The organism is Weissella sp. ESL1177 (assembly GCF_058107185.1).
The window spans coordinates 231,599-258,297 of record NZ_CM176591.1 but is presented as its reverse complement, the minus strand read 5'-3'; the positions used below and the strand labels follow the sequence as shown (position 1 = coordinate 258,297).

Annotated in this window: 28 protein-coding genes and 1 riboswitch; of the genes, 2 read left to right on the top strand and 26 right to left on the bottom strand. The window is 36.8% G+C overall.

The annotated features are described in order from the left end of the window. Position 1 precedes the first annotated feature (1 nt). The 10 genes from AC3B5D_RS01295 to AC3B5D_RS01250 all read right to left on the bottom strand — a co-directional run bounded on the left by AC3B5D_RS01295 (position 2) and on the right by AC3B5D_RS01250 (position 9,857). Positions 2–460: a MarR family winged helix-turn-helix transcriptional regulator gene (locus AC3B5D_RS01295; protein ID WP_489839901.1), complete on the bottom strand. Its 459-nt coding sequence runs from the start codon at positions 458–460 to the stop codon at positions 2–4. Between the two features lie 2 nt (positions 461–462). Then, positions 463–924 (bottom strand): 3-hydroxyacyl-ACP dehydratase FabZ, encoded by a 462-nt coding sequence (gene fabZ, locus AC3B5D_RS01290; protein WP_489839902.1) that lies wholly within the window; start codon positions 922–924, stop codon positions 463–465. A 257-nt stretch (positions 925–1,181) separates the two neighbouring features. Continuing rightward, positions 1,182–1,421, bottom strand: a complete 240-nt coding sequence (locus AC3B5D_RS01285; protein ID WP_489839903.1) for a CsbD family protein — start codon at positions 1,419–1,421, stop codon at positions 1,182–1,184. 152 nt (positions 1,422–1,573) lie between these two features. Beyond that, on the bottom strand, positions 1,574–2,869 hold the full coding sequence (gene purB, locus AC3B5D_RS01280; RefSeq protein ID WP_489839904.1) for an adenylosuccinate lyase: 1,296 nt from the start codon (positions 2,867–2,869) through the stop codon (positions 1,574–1,576). A 229-nt stretch (positions 2,870–3,098) separates the two neighbouring features. Further along, complete coding sequence (locus AC3B5D_RS01275) at positions 3,099–4,166, bottom strand: peptidylprolyl isomerase (RefSeq protein WP_489839905.1); 1,068 nt, start codon at positions 4,164–4,166, stop codon at positions 3,099–3,101. A gap of 69 nt (positions 4,167–4,235) precedes the next feature. After that, a complete protein-coding gene (locus AC3B5D_RS01270) occupies positions 4,236–6,704 on the bottom strand; it encodes an ATP-binding protein (RefSeq protein WP_489839906.1) in 2,469 nt (822 codons plus the stop codon). Then, complete coding sequence (locus tag AC3B5D_RS01265; RefSeq protein ID WP_489839907.1) at positions 6,686–7,786, bottom strand: carbamoyl phosphate synthase small subunit; 1,101 nt, start codon at positions 7,784–7,786, stop codon at positions 6,686–6,688. The genes AC3B5D_RS01270 and AC3B5D_RS01265 overlap by 19 nt, the downstream gene beginning before the upstream one ends. Positions 7,787–7,849: 63 nt before the next feature. Then, positions 7,850–8,362, bottom strand: coding sequence for a bifunctional pyr operon transcriptional regulator/uracil phosphoribosyltransferase PyrR (pyrR, locus tag AC3B5D_RS01260; protein WP_489839908.1), 513 nt, complete (start codon positions 8,360–8,362; stop codon positions 7,850–7,852). 207 nt (positions 8,363–8,569) lie between these two features. Then, positions 8,570–9,484, bottom strand: coding sequence for an RluA family pseudouridine synthase (locus AC3B5D_RS01255; RefSeq protein ID WP_489839909.1), 915 nt, complete (start codon positions 9,482–9,484; stop codon positions 8,570–8,572). Further along, complete coding sequence (locus AC3B5D_RS01250) at positions 9,477–9,857, bottom strand: EbsA family protein (RefSeq protein ID WP_489839910.1); 381 nt, start codon at positions 9,855–9,857, stop codon at positions 9,477–9,479. Before AC3B5D_RS01250 ends, AC3B5D_RS01255 begins: the two co-directional genes overlap by 8 nt. Positions 9,858–9,957: 100 nt before the next feature. Here AC3B5D_RS01250 and AC3B5D_RS01245 point away from each other — a divergent pair, with 100 nt between their 5' ends. Beyond that, a complete protein-coding gene (locus tag AC3B5D_RS01245) occupies positions 9,958–10,347 on the top strand; it encodes a ribonuclease HI family protein (protein ID WP_489839911.1) in 390 nt (129 codons plus the stop codon). Here the strand turns inward: AC3B5D_RS01245 and AC3B5D_RS01240 are convergent. From AC3B5D_RS01240 to AC3B5D_RS01225, 4 genes are all read right to left on the bottom strand, one after another. After that, the gene (locus AC3B5D_RS01240) at positions 10,331–11,683 is read right to left on the bottom strand and encodes a Na+/H+ antiporter NhaC family protein (RefSeq protein ID WP_489839912.1); all 1,353 of its coding nucleotides are present in this window, start codon (positions 11,681–11,683) and stop codon (positions 10,331–10,333) included. The two genes, AC3B5D_RS01245 and AC3B5D_RS01240, sit on opposite strands and share 17 nt — an antisense overlap. A gap of 524 nt (positions 11,684–12,207) precedes the next feature. Further along, a complete protein-coding gene (locus AC3B5D_RS01235) occupies positions 12,208–12,450 on the bottom strand; it encodes a type B 50S ribosomal protein L31 (protein WP_092462411.1) in 243 nt (80 codons plus the stop codon). Positions 12,451–12,563: 113 nt separating this feature from the next. Beyond that, positions 12,564–14,387: a translation elongation factor 4 gene (lepA, locus tag AC3B5D_RS01230; protein WP_489839913.1), complete on the bottom strand. Its 1,824-nt coding sequence runs from the start codon at positions 14,385–14,387 to the stop codon at positions 12,564–12,566. A 71-nt stretch (positions 14,388–14,458) separates the two neighbouring features. Further along, positions 14,459–14,599 (bottom strand): hypothetical protein, encoded by a 141-nt coding sequence (locus AC3B5D_RS01225; protein WP_489839914.1) that lies wholly within the window; start codon positions 14,597–14,599, stop codon positions 14,459–14,461. Between the two features lie 122 nt (positions 14,600–14,721). Between AC3B5D_RS01225 and AC3B5D_RS01220 the strand changes: the two genes are divergently transcribed. Next, positions 14,722–15,348, top strand: a complete 627-nt coding sequence (locus AC3B5D_RS01220; RefSeq protein ID WP_489839915.1) for an HdeD family acid-resistance protein — start codon at positions 14,722–14,724, stop codon at positions 15,346–15,348. Between the two features lie 157 nt (positions 15,349–15,505). Here the strand turns inward: AC3B5D_RS01220 and cls are convergent, their stop codons facing one another. From cls to AC3B5D_RS01160, 12 genes are all read right to left on the bottom strand, one after another. Next, the gene (gene cls, locus AC3B5D_RS01215; protein WP_489839916.1) at positions 15,506–16,954 is read right to left on the bottom strand and encodes a cardiolipin synthase; all 1,449 of its coding nucleotides are present in this window, start codon (positions 16,952–16,954) and stop codon (positions 15,506–15,508) included. A gap of 82 nt (positions 16,955–17,036) precedes the next feature. Further along, on the bottom strand, positions 17,037–18,557 hold the full coding sequence (locus tag AC3B5D_RS01210; RefSeq protein WP_489839917.1) for an ABC transporter permease/substrate-binding protein: 1,521 nt from the start codon (positions 18,555–18,557) through the stop codon (positions 17,037–17,039). 11 nt (positions 18,558–18,568) lie between these two features. Next, a complete protein-coding gene (locus AC3B5D_RS01205; protein ID WP_489839918.1) occupies positions 18,569–19,492 on the bottom strand; it encodes an ATP-binding cassette domain-containing protein in 924 nt (307 codons plus the stop codon). 125 nt (positions 19,493–19,617) lie between these two features. Then, the gene (gene thiE, locus AC3B5D_RS01200; protein WP_489839919.1) at positions 19,618–20,235 is read right to left on the bottom strand and encodes a thiamine phosphate synthase; all 618 of its coding nucleotides are present in this window, start codon (positions 20,233–20,235) and stop codon (positions 19,618–19,620) included. Beyond that, entirely contained in the window at positions 20,189–21,037 is an 849-nt protein-coding gene (thiM, locus tag AC3B5D_RS01195) for a hydroxyethylthiazole kinase (protein WP_489839920.1), read from the bottom strand. Before thiM ends, thiE begins: the two co-directional genes overlap by 47 nt. Next, a complete protein-coding gene (gene thiW, locus AC3B5D_RS01190; RefSeq protein ID WP_489839921.1) occupies positions 21,034–21,549 on the bottom strand; it encodes an energy coupling factor transporter S component ThiW in 516 nt (171 codons plus the stop codon). The genes thiM and thiW overlap by 4 nt, the downstream gene beginning before the upstream one ends. Positions 21,550–21,650: 101 nt before the next feature. Further along, positions 21,651–21,752: riboswitch (TPP riboswitch) on the bottom strand. A 49-nt stretch (positions 21,753–21,801) separates the two neighbouring features. After that, positions 21,802–22,698 (bottom strand): LysR family transcriptional regulator, encoded by an 897-nt coding sequence (locus tag AC3B5D_RS01185; RefSeq protein WP_489839922.1) that lies wholly within the window; start codon positions 22,696–22,698, stop codon positions 21,802–21,804. Between the two features lie 115 nt (positions 22,699–22,813). Beyond that, complete coding sequence (locus AC3B5D_RS01180) at positions 22,814–24,034, bottom strand: phosphoglycerate kinase (protein ID WP_489839923.1); 1,221 nt, start codon at positions 24,032–24,034, stop codon at positions 22,814–22,816. A gap of 106 nt (positions 24,035–24,140) precedes the next feature. Further along, positions 24,141–25,151 (bottom strand): type I glyceraldehyde-3-phosphate dehydrogenase, encoded by a 1,011-nt coding sequence (gene gap / locus AC3B5D_RS01175; protein WP_489839924.1) that lies wholly within the window; start codon positions 25,149–25,151, stop codon positions 24,141–24,143. 355 nt (positions 25,152–25,506) lie between these two features. Then, positions 25,507–25,719, bottom strand: coding sequence for a hypothetical protein (locus tag AC3B5D_RS01170; protein ID WP_489839925.1), 213 nt, complete (start codon positions 25,717–25,719; stop codon positions 25,507–25,509). Between the two features lie 123 nt (positions 25,720–25,842). Continuing rightward, positions 25,843–26,298 (bottom strand): hypothetical protein, encoded by a 456-nt coding sequence (locus AC3B5D_RS01165; protein WP_489839926.1) that lies wholly within the window; start codon positions 26,296–26,298, stop codon positions 25,843–25,845. Continuing rightward, positions 26,285–26,671 carry a helix-turn-helix transcriptional regulator gene (locus tag AC3B5D_RS01160; RefSeq protein WP_489839927.1) on the bottom strand — a complete coding sequence of 129 codons (387 nt, stop codon included), beginning with the start codon at positions 26,669–26,671 and terminating at the stop codon, positions 26,285–26,287. Before AC3B5D_RS01160 ends, AC3B5D_RS01165 begins: the two co-directional genes overlap by 14 nt. Positions 26,672–26,699: the final 28 nt, after the last annotated feature.

Here is a 26,699-nt window from a genome sequence, read left to right as displayed (position 1 = left end):
ATTAAAACTGTATTAGCTCACGAAGATATTCTTGCAAATCACGGACGGCTTTTTTAACCACGGGTGCTTCGCCTTCTTCTAATGAATCAAACAATGAATGCGTCATACCACGATGAAATGCATCATGGGCACGAAAAACTGTGCGACCTTTATGTGTTAATCCAATATGGACAACACGCCGATCTTTCGTATCCCGATTTCGAACTGCGTAACCTTTTTTCTCAAGCTTATCAATGACACTAGTCATGGCACTTGGTGTCAGATGCATCGTTTGTGATAATTGAGATGCGGTTCGTGTTTCATACATCGATATTGCTGCGATGGTATGAACGTCCTTAATGGAAATATCTTTAAATCGTGATTTCCGCAATGAAGCTTCTTCAATCCACATAACATTATTGAAGACATCTACTAATGATTCATTCATTTGTTCAAAAGAATCCTCTTCATGTGCGGTCATACTTATTTCTCCGTGTCACTAATTGACTTTTCTTCAGGTGAAACGACAAACATTAGTTCAGCACTCGTCGCTAATTTACCATCAACGACTGCTTTAACACTAACTGTACCCATGTTTTCACGTAAGTTACCAAATGCAACATGTAACTTTACTGTATCGCCTGGTTTAACCATTCTCTTAAACTTTGCATTATCAATACCCGTCATATAAGCTGTTTTACCAACAAATTGAGGTGATGATAAAATCAAAATTGAAGCTGCTTGTGCTAATGATTCAATAATTAACACACCTGGCATCACTGGATTACCTGGGAAATGTCCTTGGAAAAATTGTTCGTTAATTGTCACATTTTTTGTTGCAATCAATGATTCTCCAGGTGTCATCTCATCAACATAATCCATATACAAAATGGGATAACGATTTGGAATTAAATCCATAATTTCTGTCGTAGATAGAACTGCCACAGTTGTGCTCCTTCCAAAATTTATTTCGAACATCGAAATATTCGATATTCAAATATTATTGCTTTTTTGAATAATTGTCAACTTATTACACACATTTGCGTCATTTATCCAACTTTTTATAAAAATTATGGCAATTGCTGAGAATTAAAAAAAGCCAGTACCTATCGACTTCTTTCGTCAAGTACCAGCCATTTTATAAAAATTACTTTACTATTGTTTTATTGTCAAAGAAATGCTTCATGACATCTATAATGACATTACTTTTTAAACTTCGCTTTAACATCATCTACGACATCTTCAGCTTTTTCCTTCAAATCTTCTGTTGCATCCTCAATCTTGTCTTTGGCTTCACCAAAAGCACCACGCGCTTTACCAGCTAATCCTTGTGCTTTGCCCTTTGCTTCTAACTGCTCATCATCAGTTGCAGCACCAGTAACTTCTTTCGCTTTACCAGAAACTTCATCTACCTTACCTTTTACACTGTCTTCAATTGCCATAAGTAAAATCCCCCCGTATTTGAAATTACCTATATCATAACTGATATTTAATAAAGATGCAATCAATACGCCCTATTTCAAAGTTATTAAAAATAACATCAAAATGAAGTTAAATATAACGCTAAACAGCACGACAAAATAATGAATAAATATTAAAGCAAACCAAGACGTTTATAAATATCACCCACATGTTTTAAATGCCAATGATAATCAAACGCATCATCAATATCAGCCGGTGTCAGATATTTTTTAATCGTGTCATTGGCTTCTACTAAATCACGGAATTGTACTTGCTCATCCCACGATTTTGCTGTCAATGGCTGTACCGTATCATATGCTGTTTCTCGTGATAGGCCAGCATCAACCAATTTTAACAATAGACGTTGTGAATAGATCAAACCATAAGTTCGTTTCATATTTTGTTTCATTGTTTCTGGAAATACTTGTAAATTACGTAAAATATTGGTCATACGATGCAACATATAATCCAAAACAGTCGTTCCATCAACCAAAATAATTCTTTCAGCACTCGAATGTGAAATATCACGTTCATGCCATAAAGTCACATTTTCCAGTGCTGTTACAGAATAGCCCCGTAACACCCGTGACAAACCAACAATATTTTCTGAACCAATTGGATTACGTTTATGAGGCATTGCTGATGATCCTTTTTGACCACCTCGGAAACCCTCTTCAACTTCATGAATTTCTGAACGTTGTAAGCTTCGAATTTCAGTTGCTAATTCTTCTAAATTTGAACCAATGATTGCAATAGTTGTCATATAATCCGCATGTAAATCACGTGGCAAAACTTGTGAACCAATTGGCTGTGGCGTTAAGCCTAATTCATTCATGGCCACTTCTTCAACTTCTGGTGGAATATTGGCAAATGTCCCCACAGCACCTGATAATTTACCAGTTTCAATAGCTGTTGCAACGGTCTCAAAACGTTTGATATTACGAACAACTGCTTGATAAAAGCGTGCCATTTTTAAACCAAAAGTCGTTGGTTCAGCATGTACCCCGTGTGTCCGTCCCATCATAACCGTATCTTTATACTTTAATGCCAGTTCTGCTAATATCTTGCGTAAATCTTGTAAATCTTGTTTGATGACTTGATTAGCTTGTCGTAAACGTAAAGCCTGCGCTGTATCAACAACATCAGTAGAAGTTAGCCCATAATGGATCCATTTACGTTCTTCACCTAATGATTCTGAAACATTTCTCGTAAACGCCACAACATCATGTCGCGTTGATTGCTCTATTTCTGCAATACGTTCAACGTCAAAAGTAGCATGCTGACGGATCGCTGCTAAATCAGCTGCTGGGACATGCCCAACGGCAACCCATCCTGCTGTTGCTGCAATTTCAACATCTAACCATGATTGGTATTGATTTTCTAGCGACCAAATACGTCCCATTTCCGGACGTGTATAACGATCAATCATCTTTTTTATCCTCTTATTTCTTTCAGAAAATCCGAACAAACTATTACATCTATCAACTATTGTACCTTAAATCCGAATTACTTTCAGCAATTTTTGAAAAGAAAAAGGGTTGGACAATCCTTGTCTAACCCTTAAATGTGTGTCAAAAGACCATCATCAACGTCAATCACTGGCTATCAGATATCTTTTGCTCTACCCTTATATATCATTTTCTACTATATACTATGATCTATTCGCCGCTTTCAGAACTTGATGATTCTGATGATGATGAACTTGAACTCTCAGATGATGAACTAGAAGAACTTGAACTCTCAGATGATGAACTTGAACTAGCACTCGAACTTTTTGCTGATGAACTTGAACTAGTCTTTGTGCTTTTAGCGGATGAACTATTTTTAGCTGCTTTAGCTGTTGCAGCGGCTTGTGTATAAGTCGACAAAACATTTTGCAAAGTTGAATCTTTAATATTCACATTTGCTTTACCTAATTCTTCACCAACAATTTGTTGTACCTTGGTTGTATCAGACATCGTCTCATTAACTAAAATTGTCTTCATCTTTGACTTTAAAGCACTAAATGACTTTTTCGGTTCTTTTGAGTTCATCTTAATAATGAAGTATCCATTAGAAGCTGTTGACTTAACCGGCGTTTTTGTATACTCACCTTTCTTAAGCTTAAAGGCAGCTGTTTTAAAATCATCCTCAAGATTAGTGTCTGTTGAATCGAATGCTGTCATCTTACCACCATTCTTTTTGGTGTTTGTATCAGTAGACTTTTCTTTTGCTAATTTTGCAAAATCACCACCCTTATCAAGTTCAGCAATAACTTTCTTGGCATCATCTTCTGATGACGTTAAGATGACTGAGACATTGACTTTAGGTTGGTATGCATTGTATTCCTTACGTAATTGCTTCGTAGAGTAATTTTCATTTGCTATTACTGCTTGCTTTTCTAACGCTTGGATACGTAATGAATCACGGAAGCTATCTTCATCCATCCCGTTTTGTGATAGAACTTGTGAGAATTGTGAGCCATATTGTGACTTTGCCTGCTTGAATTGTGACTCAATTGACTTCTTTGAAACTTTATCACCATATTTCTTATTCAAAACTTTCTGAATAATCATATTTGCCAATTGTTGTTGTCCTTCAGGAGAACTCTTTAATTTTTTGTAATATTCAGCTTGTGAAACATTACCTGCATCGGTCGTCGCGATTGACTTTGGGCCAATACCCCAAGCAGCCAATCCAATCGCCACTGCAATGACGACTAGTACGCCTAACACTTTTTTCCACATTGGTAGTGCCTTCTTTCTTGAAATTTTTAATTCAACTTGTCTAGTTTATCATAGAAACACAATTGATACTTAAATTATATGGTAAGTCGCCCCAATTGCATAACGCCCATTATCCAATACCTCATCAATTTCCATATGTTCAATAAAATCAGCATCCCAGTACACTAATTCTGCTTTGGGCACTCGCCACTTTAAGCTGCGCAACTGTGCTAAAAACTGCTGCTCAGCATATGTTTGCCGATTTAACATATATCGTACGACTAATCGTAACCAATCAATCCCTGTCACCTTATCTAAAAACGCAATCATTGTAAAAGGCATTGGTCGAACAATCATCGCTGGATTTTCATCACGACTCGGTAATTGATTAATAATCATTTGGTACAATCCTGGTGTTTCAGAATTCATCTGTGGTCGTGGCAATCTTTCCCAAAGTTCTTCAGACATCATCGTTTGATCCAAAATGATGCCCTCATTACTTTGATAACTCATGCCAATTAAATAAATCGTTTGCCCATCATAAAAGTAATTCAAAATCGTATGTGGTAAGTCATCAGTTTTACTACTTGGTAAGTATTTTTCTTTGGCAATTACTTGTACATTGATTCCATTGCGACGCAAACTATTGATTAGTTTAATACGATTACCAGGCACAAATACTTGTGTCGGCTGTTCAATTTCAATAACATTCATCACATCAGAAATTTCCAAAGGCTCATAATACTTTTTATTTCCTAATTGCGCCATAAACATCAAGTCAGTTGGGCTATTATTCATTAAAACAGTCTGAATACCTTGACTTTGCAATTCTTGCACAACCATGGCCATCACATATGATGCGGCAGCCCCATCACCCAAACGGAACCCGCCTGATCCAATCACCAATGCCGACTGCTTGCCAAGGCGAGTACTTTCATTTTCAGATTCAAATGTTGAATAATATTGATTCGCAGCTTCTTCAAATTCACCGGCAGACGGTTCAAATGCCTTGTATGTCGGCAAAATCCCGTTATCCCAACGATAACGGCGAACTTCTTCATATTGTGCATCCCATAAACGGGCAATCAATCCATCTGATAAACCATAATACTTTGCTAATCTTAAAACATCAGTTTGCCAAGCATTCTTTTTTACGGTGCCTTCTAACTTATTAATTTGTGCAAGTTTATAAAAATAAAAAGCATTGATTTTGGTCAACTCTGCTAATTCATCTACTGTATAACCACGCCTTAGTGCTTCCAAAAGTACAAAAATACGATTATCTCGCGGATGAATCAATTGTTCAATGATTTCATTTTCTGTCAAAGCATTCATAACAGTTGGTGAAAAATTACGATTATTAAAATGCGCGGCACGAATCGCTTTTTCAAGTGCTTCCTCGACACTTCGCCCAACACCAATGGTTGCCCCCACAGACTTTTGAACAGTATTTAGCCGATGTTCTGTTTTAACCCCATTTGATTCAAAATCACCAAACGAAAAGATTGGAAAACGAATCACAATATGATCCATTGTTGGTTCCAATAAGGCCGTATGATTAGCACCAATGACTGGTGTTTGTACATCTTCTAGATTTTCACCCAACATTAATCTGATAACAACGGGTACCAAAGGGTAACCTGTTGCGGCTACTAACAACGCAGCTGTACGATCAAAATAAGGGGTTACACGTGTAATCACATAGTCATTATTCTTTGGATCCACTGCAAATCTAACTTCTAGTAAACCGACCACATCGAAACCACGAATGACTTTAAAGGCCGCTGACCGTAATTTTTGATATACCGGATCAGGAAGTGTCTGAATTGGTGTAATCGCAATTGAATCTGCAGAATGAATGCCCACAGGATCCATATCCTCAACACCACCTATTAAGATCGTCGTGTCTCGTTTATCTCTAATCACCAACATTGAAATTTCTTGATAGCCACGAATACTTTTATCAATATTAACTTGATGTGTAATTGAACGATTCAATGCTGTTTCAGCGGCATTTTCTAAGTCGTTCGTATCTTCCACTTGTAAACGCAACGTTTGACCCATGGGTGCCACTGGACGAATAACTACCGGTAATCCAAATTCGCGTACCGCATCAAACACTTCATGCACATTACCTGCTAAACGTGATTGTACTGTTGGAATATTCAGTTGCGTTAGTCGTTCGTGCAAATTTTTTGTATTTTGCGTTGCCTGCATCACTGGTAATGACAATCCCAGTACCGTTGGCGCACCATTACCCATTAATTTGAGGATATCAGCTCCTAATCGTGTTGCTGTCGAACCACCAACGGATGCAACCATAGCCGTAATATGTTCATCATTAATAATTTGAATCAGGTTATCGACCGTCAGTGCCTTTTCAATTACTTGGACATCGTGACGAGCACTTGTAAAAGCATACGGATTATCATCAACAATAACAACTTCATGACCATACTTTTTTAGCACATCAACAACTTGGTATGCCGCAACATCACCTTCTGTTTCTCGACCAAAATCATTGGCTGAACCACCAATAATTAAGACTCGTTCTGCCATAACGTACCTCCTCCTCGGCGTGCCATCACCATTTCCATAAATTCAGTAAACGCTTGCGTTTCTTCTAGTGGACCTGGTGCCGCGTCTGGAAAAAATTGCACACTAAATGCTGGATAGTCACGATGACGTAATCCTTGAATTTGATTATCTGTAATATCAACATGAGTCACAAATAACGGTGTCTCTTTGATTGATTCATAATCAACATAGTAAGCCTGTCCCTGCGTTGCAAAAATAATATCCTTGGTAATTTGCTCGCGAATAGGATGGTTCATCCCATGATGTGCTGAGGCCAATTCTGTCACCTTAGCACCATTTGCCATGGCAAACAATTCATGTCCCAGTCCAATTCCAAATAACGGGACACTTTTTTCAAATTGTCTAATAATTTCAAGTGCCGTATCCGGTACTTGATTCGGATCACCTGGACCTGATGAAATGACGATTCCATCTGGATCCAAATTTGTCACTTCGTCAATCGTTGCTGAATAAGGCAATACTGTCACATTTGCATCAAAATCACTCAACATCCGCAAAATGCCACTTTTCAATCCAAAATCCAATACGACCACATTGGCGCCACGACCTGGATTAGCATATGCTTTAGGTGTTGAAATTTGGGCAATTTGTTGATTGGTCAATACCATTGCTCTGAGTTGATCAAATGCATGATCATCAGGTTGATCAACAATCGATGCTTTTTGAATCCCTGTTTCACGTAAATGTCGTGTTAATGCACGTGTATCAATTTGTGAAATACCAGGGACGTTATGCCGTTTTAAATAATCATTTAAACTAAGCGCTTGTAAGCGATTCGTCGAAATCTCTGCAATTTCACGAACAACCACGCCCTTCACAACTGGCACGATTGCTTCATCTGCATAATGATTAATGCCTGCAGCACCAATTGTTGGCGTCGTAAACATAATAATTTGATTATAATAAATAGGATTTGTAATAATTTCTTGGTACCCAGTCATGGCAGTATTAAATACTAATTCACCAAATGTGGTTGCGGGCGCCCCAAAAGCTTCACCTGCATACACTGTACCGTCTTGTAAAATTAAATAGCGTGTTGTCATGACGTTGAATTCGTTTAACAGAATCGTTAAACGATCCCTCCTTCCCGTCTAACGGTAGAAAAACTAACGAATTTCAATGCCATCCATACCGTCAAATTCTTTCATTTTTACATGAATTTTTTCAGAAGTTGCTGTTGGAATATTCTTACCCACAAAGTCTGCGCGAATTGGTAATTCACGATGACCACGATCCACTAAAACAGCCAAGTTAACGGCTGCTGGGCGTCCATTGTCCATAATGGCATCTAATGCCGCACGAATCGTGCGGCCTGTGAATAAAACATCATCAACTAAAATGATCCGTTTATTATCGATATCAACATTAAATGATGATTTTTCCCCAGTAGTTTGCGTATCATCGTCACGATAATGGGTAATATCCAGTGGTATCACTGGAATAGTTGCGCCTTCTAATTGTTGTAGTCGATCAGCAATACGTTGCCCAATGAACACGCCACGCGTTTTAATGCCAACAATGACAAGATTTGTTACGCCTTTATTTTTTTCAATGATTTCATAGGTAATTCTTGTTAGTGCACGTTGCATCGCCATACTATCAACAATTTCTTTAGACATAATTTTTCCCTTTTCTCTCGTTAATCTACAATAATTGACAATAAAAGAGACATCATCCTCCTCAAAAAAGGAAAGATAACGTCTCTGTTGGTTTATTTTCTCACGTTACCTCCTAGTAACTTCACAGAATTACTTTAAGAAAGCTATTATTATTTATATTCTTCTACCTAAAACTATTTTAGCATGTTCTAGCTACTTTGCGTACTTTCAATTACTCTCAGTTGCATATGGTTGCAATGTTGCTAATGTTTTGACAAAGTAATCAGGTAGTGGCGCTTCAAACCGCATTTCTGCCTGAGTAGTTGGTTGTGTCAAACCCAATGTTGCTGCATGTAAGAACTGACCATGACCAGGTAATGTTTTTTTCGGACCATACAATGGATCACCAGCAACTGGATGGCCAATATAGGCCATATGAACACGAATTTGATGCGTACGTCCTGTCTCTAATGTGACGCGTAATAAAGTATAACCCACATATCGTTTAACGACTTCAAAATGAGTTATCGCCTCACGTCCACCTGCAACTACCGCTTGTTTCTTGCGATCGGTCTTCGAGCGTCCTAGCGGTGCAGTGATGGTCCCTTTCTTTTCGGTAAATTCACCATGAACCAAAGCATAATATTGTCTCAGGTTTTTCTTGGCTTTTAAATCAGCAGATAGCGCTTCATGGGCTTTATCATTTTTTGCGACCATTAATAATCCTGATGTGTCTTTATCAATACGATGAACGATTCCAGGTCGAATCACCCCATTAATCGTTGATAATTTTGTATGATACATTAAAGCATTCACTAACGTACCAGTCGGATGTCCCGCAGCAGGATGGACCACCATTCCTTGTGGTTTATTCACAACCAATAAATCATCATCTTCATAAATAATATCTAACGAGATGTTTTCTGGTTTGACATCCAAAACAACCGGTTCAGGGACTGTAAATTTCACAACATCCCCTGTTTGCACTTTATATTTAGCTTTTTTGGTATGCCCATTTACTGTGACAATGCCATCATCAATCCACTTTGAAATTTGTGTACGTGTATAATCGGTCAATGACTCTGCGATGACTTTATCCAAACGGCCTGCCTGGTCTACAATAGTTAGTGATTCCTCAGTCATTTGTTTTTCCTTTAATTTCTTCTTTTAAGTAGTTTAATAAGCGTCGATTTATCCAATAATGATAACTTTCACCATCATAACTAAATAACACTGTTCGTTTTGTAAATTGAACGTGTGACATTTTAACAAAATGAATTTTATCTGTATGCACACCAAACATTGGCATGATCCACAACGCATCGCTTGTTACGGCCGCGTGCCGTCTGAAATAAGTCAGTAATGCAACTATGATGAATATGACCGCTGCACCGTATGTCCAGACATTTAAATGGGTTACTTCTAATTGCATTATTAGACCAAACATCGCAATCATTAAAATCCAAAGCCAATTGACCCAGCCCAATAAACCAGCCGGTTGGTAATATCCCTTCATTCCTCTATCCTTTCTGATTTGCCAATTTTGTTAACCTTATCGGCAAAACATCTGAGAATCTATTTATCCTTTTAGTATAATGAAATTGGAGGTACTTGTCATGTTAATCAAAATTTATACAGACGCCACTAGCAAAGGCAATCCTGGTGATAGTGGTGCCGGTTTAGTCATTTTATATGATGGTAAACAAGTACAAAAATATCATTACCTTGGTAATATGTCGAATCATACTGCCGAATTTGCTGCTGCTATTTGGGGATTTCAAGTATTAGCTGATATAGCACAGCCAACTGATACAATCATGTACTACGCCGATTCTAAAATTGTCATTGATAGTATTCACAAACGCTATGCCAAACATTTCAGCACACAGCTAACGCAATTATTAAATTATCAAGATCAATACCAACTGCTTATCGCAACATGGATTCCAGAAAAGCAAAATCACGGTGCACATCAATTAGCTTGGCAAGCTATTCATCAGAATTAACTTGACCAATACCTGTCCACGCACTAATCAATGAACAAATTGGTGACAATAAAGCAAAAAAGGTAAACGGTGCAAATGAAATCACAGAAACACCTAACGTTTGTGCTGCAAAACTACCCGCAACACCCCAAGGTACCAAATAATTAATCACTGTCCCCGAGTCTTCTAATGTTCTGCCCAATGTTAATGGATTAACTTTTAAACGTTGAAAACTTTCTCGCCATAATTGACCCGGTAAAATCGTTGCTAAATATTGTTCTCCAATTAAAAAGTTCGCTATTATCCCCGTCATTAATGTTCCTGTCACTAGGCCAGCATGTGTTTTAATTCTGCTTACTAATGGTACCATAACAGCTTTTAATACGCCCTGTGATGTTAGTAATCCACCAAGTGCCAAGGCTAACATTATTATAATAACCGTTGGCATCATAGACAACATCCCCCCACGATTCAATAAAGATGCAAGTAAGTCATTTTTAATCGTTGTTTTTGAACCATTCATAATCACGTCAGCTATTTGTGCTGGTGAATGATTTATCATAAACATGCTACCGGTTATAGCAATATTAATCAATAATGTTGGTATTGCAGGTATGTGACGCCATGCCATGATAAACAACAAACCAATTGGTAAAATTGCCCACCATGTTGGTGATAATAATTTTGCTAAGTTCTGTAATTGATCCACTTGTACAGTTGTTGTTTGTTGCTGATTTAATATCGTAAAAATCAATAATGAACCTAACAATGACGGTATCGTTGTCCACATCAAGTTTTTAATATGTGCAAATAAATCAGTACCTGCAATCGATGAGGCTAAATTCGTTGAATCTGATAGTGGTGAGCTTTTATCACCAAAAATGGCACCAGATAAGATAGCGCCAGCAACGATTCCTGGTTCAAAGCCAATGGCTGTTCCTACACCCATTAATGCAACACCAACTGTTGCTAACGTGGTAAATGCTGAACCAATCATCGTCCCCATCAACGCCATAATTAATAGCGCACTAGGCAAAAACCAATTAACATTTGCTAATTTTAAACCAAGCCATAATAATGATGGTATTGTATTGGTACCCATCCACAAGCCAATCAACATCCCGATTAATAGAAACAAAAACAATGGTGCTAAGGCTTTTTCGATACCACTTAATAACTGTGATTGTATTGTTTGCCAGTCCGTTTTCCTTATTCTGGCGTATACCACCATAACCAGAATACTCATCACCAGTGGAACGTTTGGCGATAAACCAAACCCTAAAATACTAACACTAAAAATAATCATTAGTATCATTAATATCACGATACTCTGTTTGAAAGTCATTGGTTTAATCATGTCTAATTTCTCCTTTATATTATTAAAAATAGCTGTTTTCAATTTTTATAAAGGCGATAACGATTCAGACCTCCTATATGACCTGTATGTTTTAATACCCCAAGACGTCTCCTTCCAATATTAAAAAAGTCCCAGTGATAAATCAGTTGATTTATCACTGGGACGAAAATTTTCCGCGGTACCACCCAAAAATTAGTTAGTACCTTATCGGCTAACTCACTTTAATTTATTCATTTATTTTTTAATAGTTCAGTCACCCCACCTGCGCTACTCACAGCAACCGTAGCTTCTCTGTCATACAATGGCGTGTCCTACCAATAGTCGATATTCTACGCATACTTCATGATGCTGTCAATAAGCAATCATACTTTACTAAAAAATAAGTTCATTTTTACGACTATAACGAAAGAAGCGCTATGAAAAACTGATAATTCAATCGTTAGAATTCAAACAATTAAACAGTACAAAAAAAGCTGTTGCATAGCAACAAATGCCCATGCGACAGCTTTTGTAAGAACTTGTGATTAAGCAAGTCCATATTTTTTGTTAAACTTATCAACAGCACCATCTGCAGTCGTAAACTTTTGCTTACCAGTGTAGAATGGGTGTGAATCTGAAGTAATTTCAACACGAATCATTGGGTAAGTAGCACCTTCAAATTCGATAGTCTCATCAGAAGTACGAGTAGAACCTGACAAGAACTTGTAACCAGTAGTTGAATCAACGAAAACCACTTGGTGGTAATCTGGATGAATATCAGCCTTCATTATTTTCTCCTTATCGCCCTGATTTTATAAAAACCAGAGTCAGTTTATTTAACTGTAATATACTAACATAAATCGTGGCAAAATGATAGGCTTTACCCAAAAATAATAACGAATTATTCTTCATCTGCTTTTAAGACCGCCATAAATGCTTCTTGTGGCACTTCAACAGTTCCCACCGCCTTCATGCGTTTCTTACCACGCTTTTGCTTATCCAACAATTTTGCGCGACGGTCTGGATCACCTGTATGGATACGTGATGTAACATCTTTACGATAAGCTTTGATAGTTGAACGTGCGACAATCTTCGATCCCACTGCCGCTTGCACAGGAATTTCAAAATTACGACGTGGAACAATTTCTTTTAGCTTCTTTGTAATCACACGTGACCGTTCTTGTGCAAAGTCCTTGTGCACAATGAAACTTAAAGCATCAACCTTATCACCATTCAACAAGATATCAATCTTAACCAAATCAGATTGCCGATAACCAGAAACTTCATAATCTAAGGAAGCATATCCTCGCGTACTTGACTTCAATTTATCAAAGAAATCAAAAATGATTTCAGATAGGGGCATATAATATTTTACGTTAACACGATTTGCGTCTAGATAATCCATGGTATCAAATTCACCACGTTTTGACTGCGCTAATTCCATGACTGCACCAACATAATCATTAGGTACCATAATTTGCGCATGAACAAATGGTTCTTCAATCGTTTTAATTTCTGAAACATCTGGCAACTCTGACGGATTCGCAACCTCTACCATTTCACCATCAGTTGTATAGGCATGATACGTTACTGATGGCGCAGTCGTGATCAAATCTAAATCAAATTCACGTTCTAAACGTTCTTGGATAACGTCCATATGTAACAACCCTAAAAAGCCAGTACGAAAACCAAAACCTAATGCTTGTGATGTTTCAGGTTCAAACTCTAAGGAAGCATCATTTAATTGTAACTTTTCCAATGCGTCCCGCAAATCATTATATTTTGCATTATCAGTCGGATATAATCCTGAATAAACCATTGGTGTCATTGGCTGATAGCCAGGCAATGGTTCGGTAGCTGGTTGCTTCACATGAGTAATTGTATCCCCTGGCCGAGCATCACGAATATTCTTGATTGACGCTGCCACATAACCAATATCACCAGCCATTAAAAAATCACGTTTAATAGGCGATGGTGAATTAACACCAACCTCCGTCACCTCATATTGAGCACCTGAATTCATAAATTTGATCTTATCACCAGGACGCAAAATACCTGTTTTTACACGTACTGTCAGAATAACACCTTTATATGAATCATAGGCTGAATCAAAAATGAGTGCTTGCAAAGGTGCTTTCAGATCGCCTTCTGGTGCTGGAATATTGGTCACAATTTTTTCTAATAGTTCTGGAATCCCAATCCCTTTTTTTGCCGAGGCCAAGACAGCATCTGAAGCATCAATACCAATGACATCTTCAATTTCTGTCCGTACCGCCTCAGGATCAGCAGCTGGTAAATCAATTTTATTGATAACTGGTAGAATCTCTAAATCATTTTCAATGGCTAAATAAACGTTGGCCAAAGTTTGAGCTTCAACACCTTGGGCAGCATCAACAACCAAAATGGCACCATCAGCAGCAGCCAAAGATCGTGAAACTTCATAAGAAAAATCCACATGCCCAGGTGTATCAACTAAATGGAATATGTAAGTCTCACCATCATTTGCTTGATAGTGCACCTCTACCGCATTCATTTTAATCGTAATACCACGTTCACGTTCAAGATCCATTGTATCTAACAACTGGTCTTGCATTTCTCGTTCCGTTACTGTATGTGTTGCTTCTAAAATACGATCTGAGATTGTTGATTTACCATGATCAATATGGGCAACAATACTAAAATTTCGGATATGACTTTGGCGCGCCTGCATTTCTTCTATATTCATCTTTGCGCTCCTATTCTTGTAATTTTCTGTCTCTATTATTATACAAGTATTCTGATTATCTTGATAGTATCCTAATTATCATTCTGATGCTTTCGTTTATCTATTAAGGCTTTTGCTTTTTTATCTACCGTTTTGTTAAATTGTTTTTGCCGATACTGTGTATATCCAAATGCGATGACTAAAATAAGCACAATGATAATTGCTAACATCATTTAAGTTCCTTTCATTATAAATAATTAATATTTTTTATTTTAAATTAGACTTCAATTGTATTTTACGCTATTTTCAATTACACTCAAATTAAACATTACCATTTAAACAAGGGGGCATTGATATGACCAATTTACCAGAAATTCAACCTGAAGCAAGTCGTGAAGAAGTGAAACAGAGACGCTCTGACGATCCGCAACATCCTCAAAAACCAGTGATTTCATATTTTGTACGTAAATTACTAGCAACAGCTGGTGTTATTTCAATTATTTTAGGTATTTTTGCTTTTGTTTTCAATCCAGAATGGCTGTTAGCTGTGTCGATTCTTTTTGGACTCTTCTCTATCTTTATTGCATTGATCGATATAATGTTATTTGGTCACAGTACTTATTTACGTGGTTCACATTTAATGAGTGCTTTACTAAGTACTGTGATGGGTCTGGTTTTGCTATTTAGGCAAGACGTTGCAAAAGATTTCATTGGCTTAGTCTTTGGTTTTTGGATCTTATTTAATGCTACTAGTAATTTAGCCCAAACTTGGGTACCTGAACTACTGATCGGTTGGCAACGCCTTGTTGGATTGATCATCGGCGCAATCGGCCTTTGTCTTGGCCTATTCTTAGTCTTATTTACAGGCTATTCAACGCATGATATGCAAGTTATTCTTGGTGTTTATACTGATTTATTAGGTATTTTCTTCTTACTTGTTAGTTTCTTTAGCCGTAAAAATAACTTGAACCAGCCAGCTTAAATTGCGTGAATAAAAATATTAATAGCTATTAAAAAATTGGGACATCAATCGTCATGACTAGCTGAAAAGGCGTCAATCTATCAACCTCACAATTTGAAGTTGATAGATTGACGCCTTTAAACGTGTTTCAAAAAATAAAAGCCTATTATCACTTTTTTTACAAAATTGGTGTTAATAATCTTGAGAAAAATTGCTTAAAACGTCGCCAAGCAGATTGTTGTGCAAAATATTTCGGTGTTAGCAACGTTGATACTGCCAAATCTTTTTCAAAGATCGCATTCATTTCTTGCGCTAAATGCCTACTATAGAGGAAAGCATTCACTTCAAAATTCAAAGAAAATGAGCGAATATCCATATTGGCACTACCAACTGAAACGATTTTATCATCAATAACAATCGTCTTCGCATGTAAGAAGCCATTATCATAAGCATACACTTCCACGCCTTCATTAACTAAGACACTTGCATAGTATTCCGTTGCCCGATAAACAAACATATGATCTGGCTTTGATGGAATCATCACGCGGACACGTACACCTGATCGAGCAGCCACTTCAATGGCATCCATAATTGCCTGATTAGGAATAAAATAAGGTGATTGAATCGTAATACTTTCATGGGCCATTGAAATCATACGTAAATATCCTTGATAAATTTGTTTCGTATCAGCATCTGGGCCTGAAGAAACGATTTGCATCGCTACATCCCCACTAACATTATTTGATGGAAAATAATCATCACTAAATTTTAGTTTTTCATGTCTGGTTGTTGCATTCCAATCTGTAAAGAAGCGACTTTGCATTGCCAAAACGCCATCGCCAACCACCCGAAGATGCGTATCGCGCCAGTAACCAAACTTTGCCAATCGACCTAAATACTGATCACCAACATTAAAACCACCAATGTAACCAATATTGCCATCAATGATCACTAACTTACGGTGATCATGATTATTAACGTGTAATGATATCAAATGCCACCTAGGCATTAAAAACGCTTCCACTTGACCACCAGCAGCCCGGAGTCGTTTGTATAACCTGGCGTTATTGCCACCCGATCCCCAAGCATCAAAGATAACCCGAATACGAACACCTTCTTTTGCTTTCTCTGTCAATAAATCTATTAACTCATTACCAATTTTGTCGTTATAAATCGTGTAATATTCAATATTCACATGATGTTTGGCTGCTTTAATATCTGCAAATAATTGCTTAAATTTTTCATGACCATCTGTAAAAATACTAACCTCGTTTTGATTAGTAAAGATTGCTTGCTCATTTTGTAAAAATAATCGTATAAATGCCTGTTCTTCAACATAATGATTTGTGTCGACAACTGATAGCACCTCTTTTTGTTGATTAGCTGCTATTTGATCAACCCCAAGCACTTGTTGTGTTTGCATATTAAAAATATGATGGCCAGATAATTTACGACCAAACAAAAAATATATTAAAAATCCTACTATTGGAAACAATAGTAAAACTAGCATCCACGCCCAAATAGACGTTATATCACGATAACGATCTCTAAACACCGTTAATATTGCCGCTAGTGTATTAATAACAAACAATCCGGTTACTAATATCACCACCCAATGTTCAAACATACCAACACTCCTTTTGAATAGTAATACTATTCTAACAGTTTTATGTAACACAAATATGTTAAATTAATAATTAATTTGCCAACTACTTTAATAAGTGATGTTTTACTAAATATTGATGAGCAACTGTTGCTGCTTGCTTATGTTCAACCGTTACTTGATAATTCATTTCAATCATATCTTGATTACTAATTTTATTTCGTAGACGATTTAAACTTGCTTTAATTTTCGGATATTTCGTTAATATTGCTGTTCTAATCAAAGGTGCTCCTTGGAATGGTGGAAAATACTTTTTATCATCTTTTAACGTTACAAAATGATAGGCTTTAAGTTGTGGATCCGTCGTATAAGCATCTGTCACGTCTATCTGCTTATTCGCTAGTGCTTTGTAGCGCAAACTTGATGACATACTAGTAACTCGTTTAAAGTTTAACTGATAAGTTTGTTTCAACCCTGGAAATGAATCTTTTAATTGATAAAAATCATGATCAAATCCCGCTGTTAATTGCGGTGCACGCTTTGCCAAGTCACTCGTTGTTTTGAGATGATAACGTTTTGCGTCTGATCGTCGCACAGCCAGTGCATACGTATTTTGATATTTCATTGGTGCAAGATATGTTAAATTATCTTGTTGCTTAATTGCTCGTTTTGCATCTTTAAATGCTTGCTTTGGTTGATGGCTAACGTGTTGTCCTTTAACTAATGTTTGTAATACTGTCCCTGTAAATTCGGGATAAATATCAATATCACCTGATTTAAGCGCTTTATAAATAAATGTTGTCCCGCCAAAATTTGGTTTCAAGTTAACCGTTAATCTTGGATTATCGTTTTCAATCAACTCTTTATACATATTAATTAAAATTTCTGGTTCACCACCTAGTTTACCAGCGATTGTGATCGTACCCTTGGGTTGCATCAACGCTTGTCCACCTAAATAGCCACCACCTAAGACGATTAATAAAGTTGTAATAATACCGATTTTCTTTAATGATAATTTCCCAATTAATTTAATGCCCCACGAAAAGGCCAATGCTAGTACTGCTGATAAAATGGCACCTAATAAAAGCTGTGCATTGTCATTCGTTTGAATGCCAATCATAATAAATGTTCCTAAGCCACCACCACCAATTAGTGCTGCTAATGTTGCTGTACCAATGATCATCACCATCGCAATGCGTAATCCGGATAAAATCATCGGCATTGCCAATGGTAATTGTATTTTGAATAATTTAAACCAACGAGAAAAGCCAAATGCTTCAGTTGCTTCAATTAAGTTCGGATCAATTTCGGTTAAGCCCGCGTACGTATTTTGAAATATTGGCATAATTGCATAAAGTACTAATGCAATAATCGCTGGCACAGTACCGATACCCACAAATGGAATTAAAGCACCTAAAACAGCCAAACTAGGAATCGTTTGTACAACACCCGCAACTTGTAATACAAATTCCCCTGCGCGTCGATGATTAATTAATGAAACAGCTAACGGTACAGCAATAATCGTAGCAATTAGAATGGCAATTAATGACAGTAAGATGTGTTCTCGTAAGGCAACGATAATATCATTTGATTGTGTCATCAGTAAATTAACGAATTCATTTAACATATCGTCCCTCCTCAATGTTCACTAATATATTTCATCAAATCATCACTAGTTATCATAAACGACTGATCAATAATTACCTGTTGATGGACTCGTAAACAGGTTGCTAATTCTTGAATCGTTTGCGTGCCACGTAATTGGGGTGTGACATCAGTCGATTGTACTGCATGCAACTCATGAAAAATACCTGCTTTTTTTAAATCATTAATCAAAACGACTGGCTGATGATCAAATAAAGCAGCAACTGTTTGATTTGCTGGTTTATGAATCACTTCATTTGGTGTCCCAACCTGTTCCAAATGACCATCAACTAATACACCAATCTTTGTCCCTAAGCGTAAAGCCTCTTGCATATCATGGGTAACAAAAACAATCGTTGGTTTAAACTCTTGATACAATGACAAAATTAAATCTTGCAATTGTTTACGAGATAATGGATCAAGTGCGCTAAAAGGTTCATCCATTAAAATTATTTCAGGTTTTGTGATCAATGCACGTACAATGCTCACACGTTGCTGTTCCCCACCAGACAATTCACTTGGCATTCGTGAACCATATTGTTCATGTGGTAATCCCACTTTATCTAGTAATTGGTTGACCATTATTTGCCGTTGCTCACGCTTTATTCCCTTAGATTCCAATAAGATACCTGCATTTTGACTAATGGTCAGATTAGGAAATAGTGCAATATTTTGTAAAACATAGCCAATATTTTGCCGTAATTCTTTTATATCCATCTGATTAACATTTTTATTATCTATATAGATATCACCATTAGTTGGTTCAATTAAACGATTAATCATTTTCAAAATCGTTGTTTTACCACTACCACTTGGACCAACCAAAACAAAAAAATCTTCAGATAAAATGGTTAAATCAAGGTGATTAACGACTTCTTTTTCTTGATAGGTTTTGATAACATCTTTGAATACAATCATTAATATCCTCCTTTGCGTTGCTTCACGAATTAATTTAATCATCAATAAATTTTTATAATAGCAAATACTTTAAGTATATAAAAAAGACTGGGTACTAATTCATAATTGACTCAGTCTTTTGAAAATTATAATGTTTCAAGTGCTTGTTTAAGATGCTGCACTTTTTCTGCTATATTTGTTGCCTGCATAATCTCACTAACCACTGCAACGCCAATAATGTTAGTGTCCTTAAAAGTTGCAATTTTATCCTCTTTAATCCCACCAATAGCAAATACAGGAATTTTAACTGCTGCTGTAATTGCCTTGAGAGTTGGTATTGATGTTTGTTTTGTGACAACTTTGGTTTGTGTTGGAAAAATTGCACCAGTGCCGAGATAATCTGCCCCATTTTCAGCGGCTTCAACTGCACGTGTGACTGTTTTTGCAGATACACCAAGCATACGTTCAGGACCAATCAATTGACGTGCAACGTCAACAGGTAATTCATCATCACCAATATGAACTCCGCTTGCATCAACCGCTAAGCAAATATCAATACGATCATCAATAATTAATGGTAGATGATACTTATCAGTTATTTGTTTTACCTGCAATGCTAATTCATAATAAGCTCTTGTTGATAACTCTTTTTCACGTAACTGAACCAAGGTGACCCCATTAGCACAGGCTATTTCAAGTTTACTCAAGAATTCTGCCTTAGATTCTCCATATCGAGCTGTCACTAGATATAATTCTTTTGCCATTTTTTACCCCTCTTATCTTGTTGATCCAATGCGGATCATCACTACCCAATACTGATAATTCATTCAAGAATAATTGTCGAAATTCTGCAATTCCTGAAGTTCTTGCTTTTCGTTTTGCCTGTTCACCTGAAATATTTAAATAACTAATGGCACAGATCGTCGCCATCTCTGTTGGCATGTCTGTCCCCAAGAAAGCTGCAATCAACCCACCTAATGTATCACCAGATCCTGTAAAACGATCTAATTCATCCACACCATTTGAAAGTACCCAAACGTTATTTTTTGAAACAACGATGTCCTTTACGCCAGTGGCAACATAGGTTAATTGTGACGAGCGAGCTTGTAGTGCTGTAATCAAATGACTTATTTCTTCATCTGTCTGGTCAAGTATGCTGCCATCCACACCACGGCTATTTGTTGCTAAGCCACAAAGTGCGCGCATTTCAGAAATATTACCACGGACAACAGTTGGCTGCATTAGCATTAACTTTTGTGCAATTTGCATAGCTGATGTCGCACTTGCAATTCCCACAACATCTAATACAAATGGTTTTTGTTGCATAGCCAATTGTCCAGCAGCTAACAAGCTTTTTTCTTTATTAGGCGATAAACTACCAAGATTTAGTAATACAGCATCTGTTTGACTCGCTAAATCATCAAAAGCACGCACATCTTCTGTCATAATTGGTTTTGCACCAACATAGAGTAATGCATTTGCAACAGTTTCAACAGATATGGCATTCGTAATACAATGAACGAGCGGTGATTTTTTAAGAGGTATTGTGATTTCTGTCAATTTCATGCCCCCTTTTTACCATTAAACAGGCGCATCATATCTTTAAAAAGTGTTATTTTCTTGGCCTGTTGCCAAATTAACCATGCGGCAATGGCACCCATAAAAGTTGCCCCCAAAAATCTCGGTGTATACAACAACCAATATAAATCTGTTTTTGTTCCAGTAAATAATACCATTACTGGATATGACATTAATGACCCGATAATTCCTGTTCCAATTATTTCACCGATAATTGAACCGTAAATATTATGAGTTAACCTTGCCCCAATACCTGCTAATAAAGCACCAAATACTGCACCAGTCAATGCTAATGGCGGAATTCCCATCATCATCATTCGAATAATACCACAACACGTTGCCATAATTGTTGCATATAATGGTCCCATTAACACACCAGCCAAAATATTGATCACACTCGACATTGGTGCCATCCCCTCAATCCGTAAAATTGGTGATAAAACGACATCTAAGGCAATCATCATCGCTAAATAGGTGATTTTCCTAACATTTGTATTCATTGATATTCTCCCTCAATTTAAAATTTGTTTGGCGATGTTGACTAAAAAACGCTCAATAAAAAAGCCTCCTTGCAATAAAAAATCACAAAGAGACCATGAAAATGCCTTATATGCACAATTCCTTCGCTTAAATAACTAAAACAGGTACGGAGGGTTTAGAGATAATCTCTTTCTCAGCTAATACAGCTCCCCTTTGTGATATCTATTTAATTTTATATTATTATAGTAACACATTAACAACTAAAAATACGTTTAAAGAATATCGTGATTAGTTGCTTGTGTGATATATTTCCAAAATAATTCATTCGCCTTTGATTCATGCATTTGTTTACATCTCATAAAGCCAAAATTACTTGTTGTATTTGTTCCTATTTTACGCTTAATTAATGGACCATCATTTGTCATATCAACTCTTTTTTCCATCATTAGGGCAATTCCCATCCCATTTGAAACCATGTTTAAGATAATATCGATTCTTTCACCTTGATATGATACCGCAGATGACAATTGTTTTTTATCACCCATGACTCCTAATTTATTGAAAATTAATGTCTCTTCTCCTTCAAGCAGCAATAATTCTTCTGACATTAAATCGTTTAATGAAATAATTTGATGATTTGCTAATGGATGATTTACCGGAAGAATACAAACTAAATTATCCTGATCCGTTAATAACGTTTCAATGGTTTGATTATTTGTAGACGTATAATGACCAAATACAATATCAGCCTGATTATTATTTAAAGAGTCTAACAATAAATTATCTTTTATTTCTGAAAAATGTAACGTAATTTCTGGATACCGTTGATGAAACGCACTCATCAATGAAAAGCCACGATAATTTGAAAAAGTTGGCATGGTATGAATCGTTAAAACATTATCTGACTCTGTATTATGTTGTTCTAACGTTTGTTGTAATGCCGAAAATTCATGTAAAATTTTTTTAGCATACATCTCTGTAATACGACCAGACTCTGTCAAATAAATATGCCGATGTTCACGTTTAAAAAGTCGTGTCTTTAATTCTTTTTCCAAAGATAAAATTTGCTTTGAAATATTCCCCTGTGTTGTATATAATCGGTCTGCTGTTTCAGAATAATTCCCCGTTTCCGCCAAATCAAGAAAAACAGCAAATTTATGAATATCCATAATATGTCCCCTTATTCATTACCGTTTGGAATAGTTTACCACAAACCAATCAATGTTGACATACTAAAAAGGAAGTCAGATAACAAAATCCGACTTCCTTTTTAATTAATCAAATTTATTTTTCAGAAATTGCTGCAATTCCTGGCAACGTCTTTCCTTCAAGATATTCTAGAGAAGCACCACCACCAGTTGAAATGTGGCTTAATTGATCGGCAACACCCAATTGTTGTACGGCGGCAGTTGAATCACCACCACCAACGATCGTCGTTGCACCATTAGCAGTAACCTTAACAAGTTCTTCACCAATTGCTAGAGTTCCCTTTGCAAAGTTTGCCATCTCAAACACACCCATAGGTCCGTTCCAAACAACCGTCTTTGCATCTGAAAGAACTGATTTGAATAATTCTACAGACTTAGGACCGATATCAAGTCCCATGTAACCATCTTTAATGTCACCCTCTGCAACGTAAGTCTCAGCATCATTTGCAAATTTATCTGCGGCAATTGCATCAACAGGTAGAATTAACTTATCACCAGCATCGGCAATCAATTGCTTAGCAAGTTCAACCTTGTCCTCTTCAAACAGAGAATTACCAATCTTTTCACCCTTAGCGGCAGCAAATGTGTATGCCATACCACCACCGACAATCACTTTATCTGCCTTTTGTAATAAGTTTTGAATAATTGTAATTTTGTCAGAAACCTTTGCACCACCAATAATGGCTACGAATGGACGCTTAGGATTTTCAACAGCACCACCTAAGAACTTAATCTCTTTTTCCATTAAGTAACCAGCCGCTGTTTGTGAGATATTTGCTGCAATACCAGCATTAGAAGCATGTGAACGATGAGCTGTTCCAAATGCATCATTGACAAATACATCACCTAATGATGCCCAGTAAGCACCAAGTGCAGGATCATTCTTAGATTCACGCTTCACAACTTCACCATCAACAACATCAGCATAACGCGTGTTTTCGAAAATCAACACTTGTCCATCTTCTAACTTGTTGATTGCATCTTCCAACTCAGGACCCTCAATAGCAGGTACAAACGTTACGGGTTGACCAAGTAAATCAGCCAAACGTTGTGCCACAGGCTTCATTGAAAGTCCTGGCTTATCATCCTCGCTCTTAATGCGTCCCAAGTGTGAGAATAGAATTGCTCGTCCACCTTGTGACAAAACATACTTAATTGTTGGTAATGCTGCAACAATACGGTTATCGTTTGCAACTTCTTGACGCCCATCAACTTCTTTAAGCGGTACATTGAAGTCAACACGCATCAATACTTTCTTACCCTTTAATTCTAGGTCTTCAACTGTTAACTTTGCCATGGAAATTTTCTCCCTTTTTTACTTCAAATACTACGAATCTTATATAAAAAACGGGTGGTTCAGACTATTACTAAACCACCCGTTTTCAATAATAGTTAAGTAACTATTAAAGTGTTGCCAAGTGCAACAAAGTACGGATCATGTTTGAAGTGAAACCATACTCGTTATCATACCAAGCAGCAGTTTGTACTAATTGCTTATCACCAACTGTGATAACCTTAGTCAAAGTTGGATCAAACACAGCACCGTGTGTATCTCCAATGATATCTGAAGATACAATTTCATCATCATTGTATCCAAATGAATCATTCTCATACTTCTTTACTGCATCGTTAACTTCTTCAGCAGAAACCTTCTTTGACAAAACTGCTGTCAATTCAGTCACTGAACCATCAACAACACCGACACGTTGTGCGTGACCATCCAACTTACCAGCAACTGATGGGACAACTAGACCAATAGCCTTAGCAGCACCAGTTGAGTGAGGAATTGTGTTGACAGAAGCTGCACGGTTTGAGCGCATCTTCTTACCCTTAGGTCCATCCAATAGCATTTGTGTACCAGTGAATGCGTGAACAGTCGTCATCAAACCAATTTCTACACCAAATTCCTTGTCCAAAGCATTTGCTAATGGTGCAAGTGATTGTGTTGTACATGAACCGGCAGATACAATGTTGTCATCTGCAGTCAATGTATCTTGGTTAACACCATAAACAACCGTTGGAACTTTACCAGCAGGTGCTGAAATCAAGACCTTCTTCGCACCAGCATCCAAGTGAGCTTGTGACTTTTCTGCTGAAGTATAGAATCCAGTTGACTCCAATACAATTTCAACACCGTCATTTGCAACCCACTTCAAGTTAGCTGCATCACGCTCAGCGTATACACGGATCTTCTTACCATCAACGATGATTCCCTCTTCGTCAGCTGAAACTTCAGCATTCAAAGTACCATGAGTTGAATCATACTTCAACAAGTATGCCAACATAGCAGGGTTAGTTAAATCGTTAATTGCAACAACTTCAATGTCGTCCGCTGTATCCTTCAATTCAAGAATACGACGAAATGCCAAACGACCAATACGGCCAAAACCGTTGATACCAATCTTAACAGTCATATTATTAAGATTCCTCCCAGAAAAAATTCTTTTGTAACGTTTCTACATGATTTATTATACGACTTTGTTTACAATTTCGCAAACAACCCGGTTAACACCTATTTTAAGTTTAATTTGATAATTTTAAAATTAAACTCGGATAGAAAAAATAGTTGTTAATGTGTCATTCACTTATCTATCTACAACAACTATTATACGATAAATAGGAAACAATTGCTTTTTATTTGCTTACATCACTTTTCTTGTTAAAAATTTTTCAATAAAACTTCTTCTATTTTGTTAGTAGTAACTGGTGTACCACCACATTCATATGCGAGACCGTTCATTATTTACTTATATTGTGAATTATTGAACTTTATTTACCTAATAAAATTTTATGTGCTTCTTTGCCATCTACACCACCTAATCGAATCAGACCATATTGTAACAACAACTTTAATCCTCGTATAATCCGATGAAAATTGCCGGCTAGTAAATATTCAATCATTGTTATAATTGCCATTGCAGCAATCCATAGGCTAGTAAAAGTCCCCAAAATTATTAAGAACGTCATCATATCATTACTCATAAGTTGCCTCCTGACAATTAATTTAAACCTAATCACAATTGTTAATTTTAGTCCTAAGCGGCATAACTTAGGACTAAAATTAGTATATATTAAGTTTAAACAAATTTCAAGAAAATGTTAGGTTTAATTTAACAGACCAATTCTTTGATATAAGGCAACCGTTTCTTGGGCAAAATCTAATGGATATCCGAATTTTTCACATAGCATCCATGGTTCAAAAGGTTGATCTTCGTATTCTTTTGCTACCCTAATCATATCTTCTTCGGGCGTCATATATTTAATCACTGATTCTCGTGCAACAACTTCATCATTATGTGCCAAAGTGGCATCATAATCCATATGATTACCGATGTCCGAAATAGCATGATGATATTCTTCGACTAATGTTCGAGCTTTGTCAAATAATGACAAATATTTATCAATAAATATATAAACTTTTTGACCTTTTAGATACGCAACACCGTCTAAGCCAGAATTTTCTTTTAAAGGCATCGTATCTAAGATAACGGGTGTCATACCTAAATCGACCAAATCATTTTCCACTCTAATTAAGAGATCATCATAATTATCTGTTCCCATTCCGATCCTCGTAATCAGCAATTAGCCCCTCAATATATGATTTTGCTCGATCAATAACACGTGATCGTTCTTCATCCGGTAATCCAGAAATATCTAAGCCCCAATGTGCTGCCATTAAGACCGGCTCATCAGTGGCAACGGTCTTTGACATTTGATTTGGTTCTTCAACAAGATCAGACTTTGAGACACCAAAAAATTCTGCCATTGCTTCTATTTTATCAATTCTTGGGTATGTTTTCCCATTTGACCAATCCGAAATTGTCGCCGTGGAAACACCAATGACTTCTGCCAAATGCGCCGCTGTCATTTCATTCTGCTTAATGTAACGCTTAATATTGCGTCCCATTGTCGCTTTTCCTTCTGATGATGCCATATTATCCACCTTTTCTATTTTAAACGGT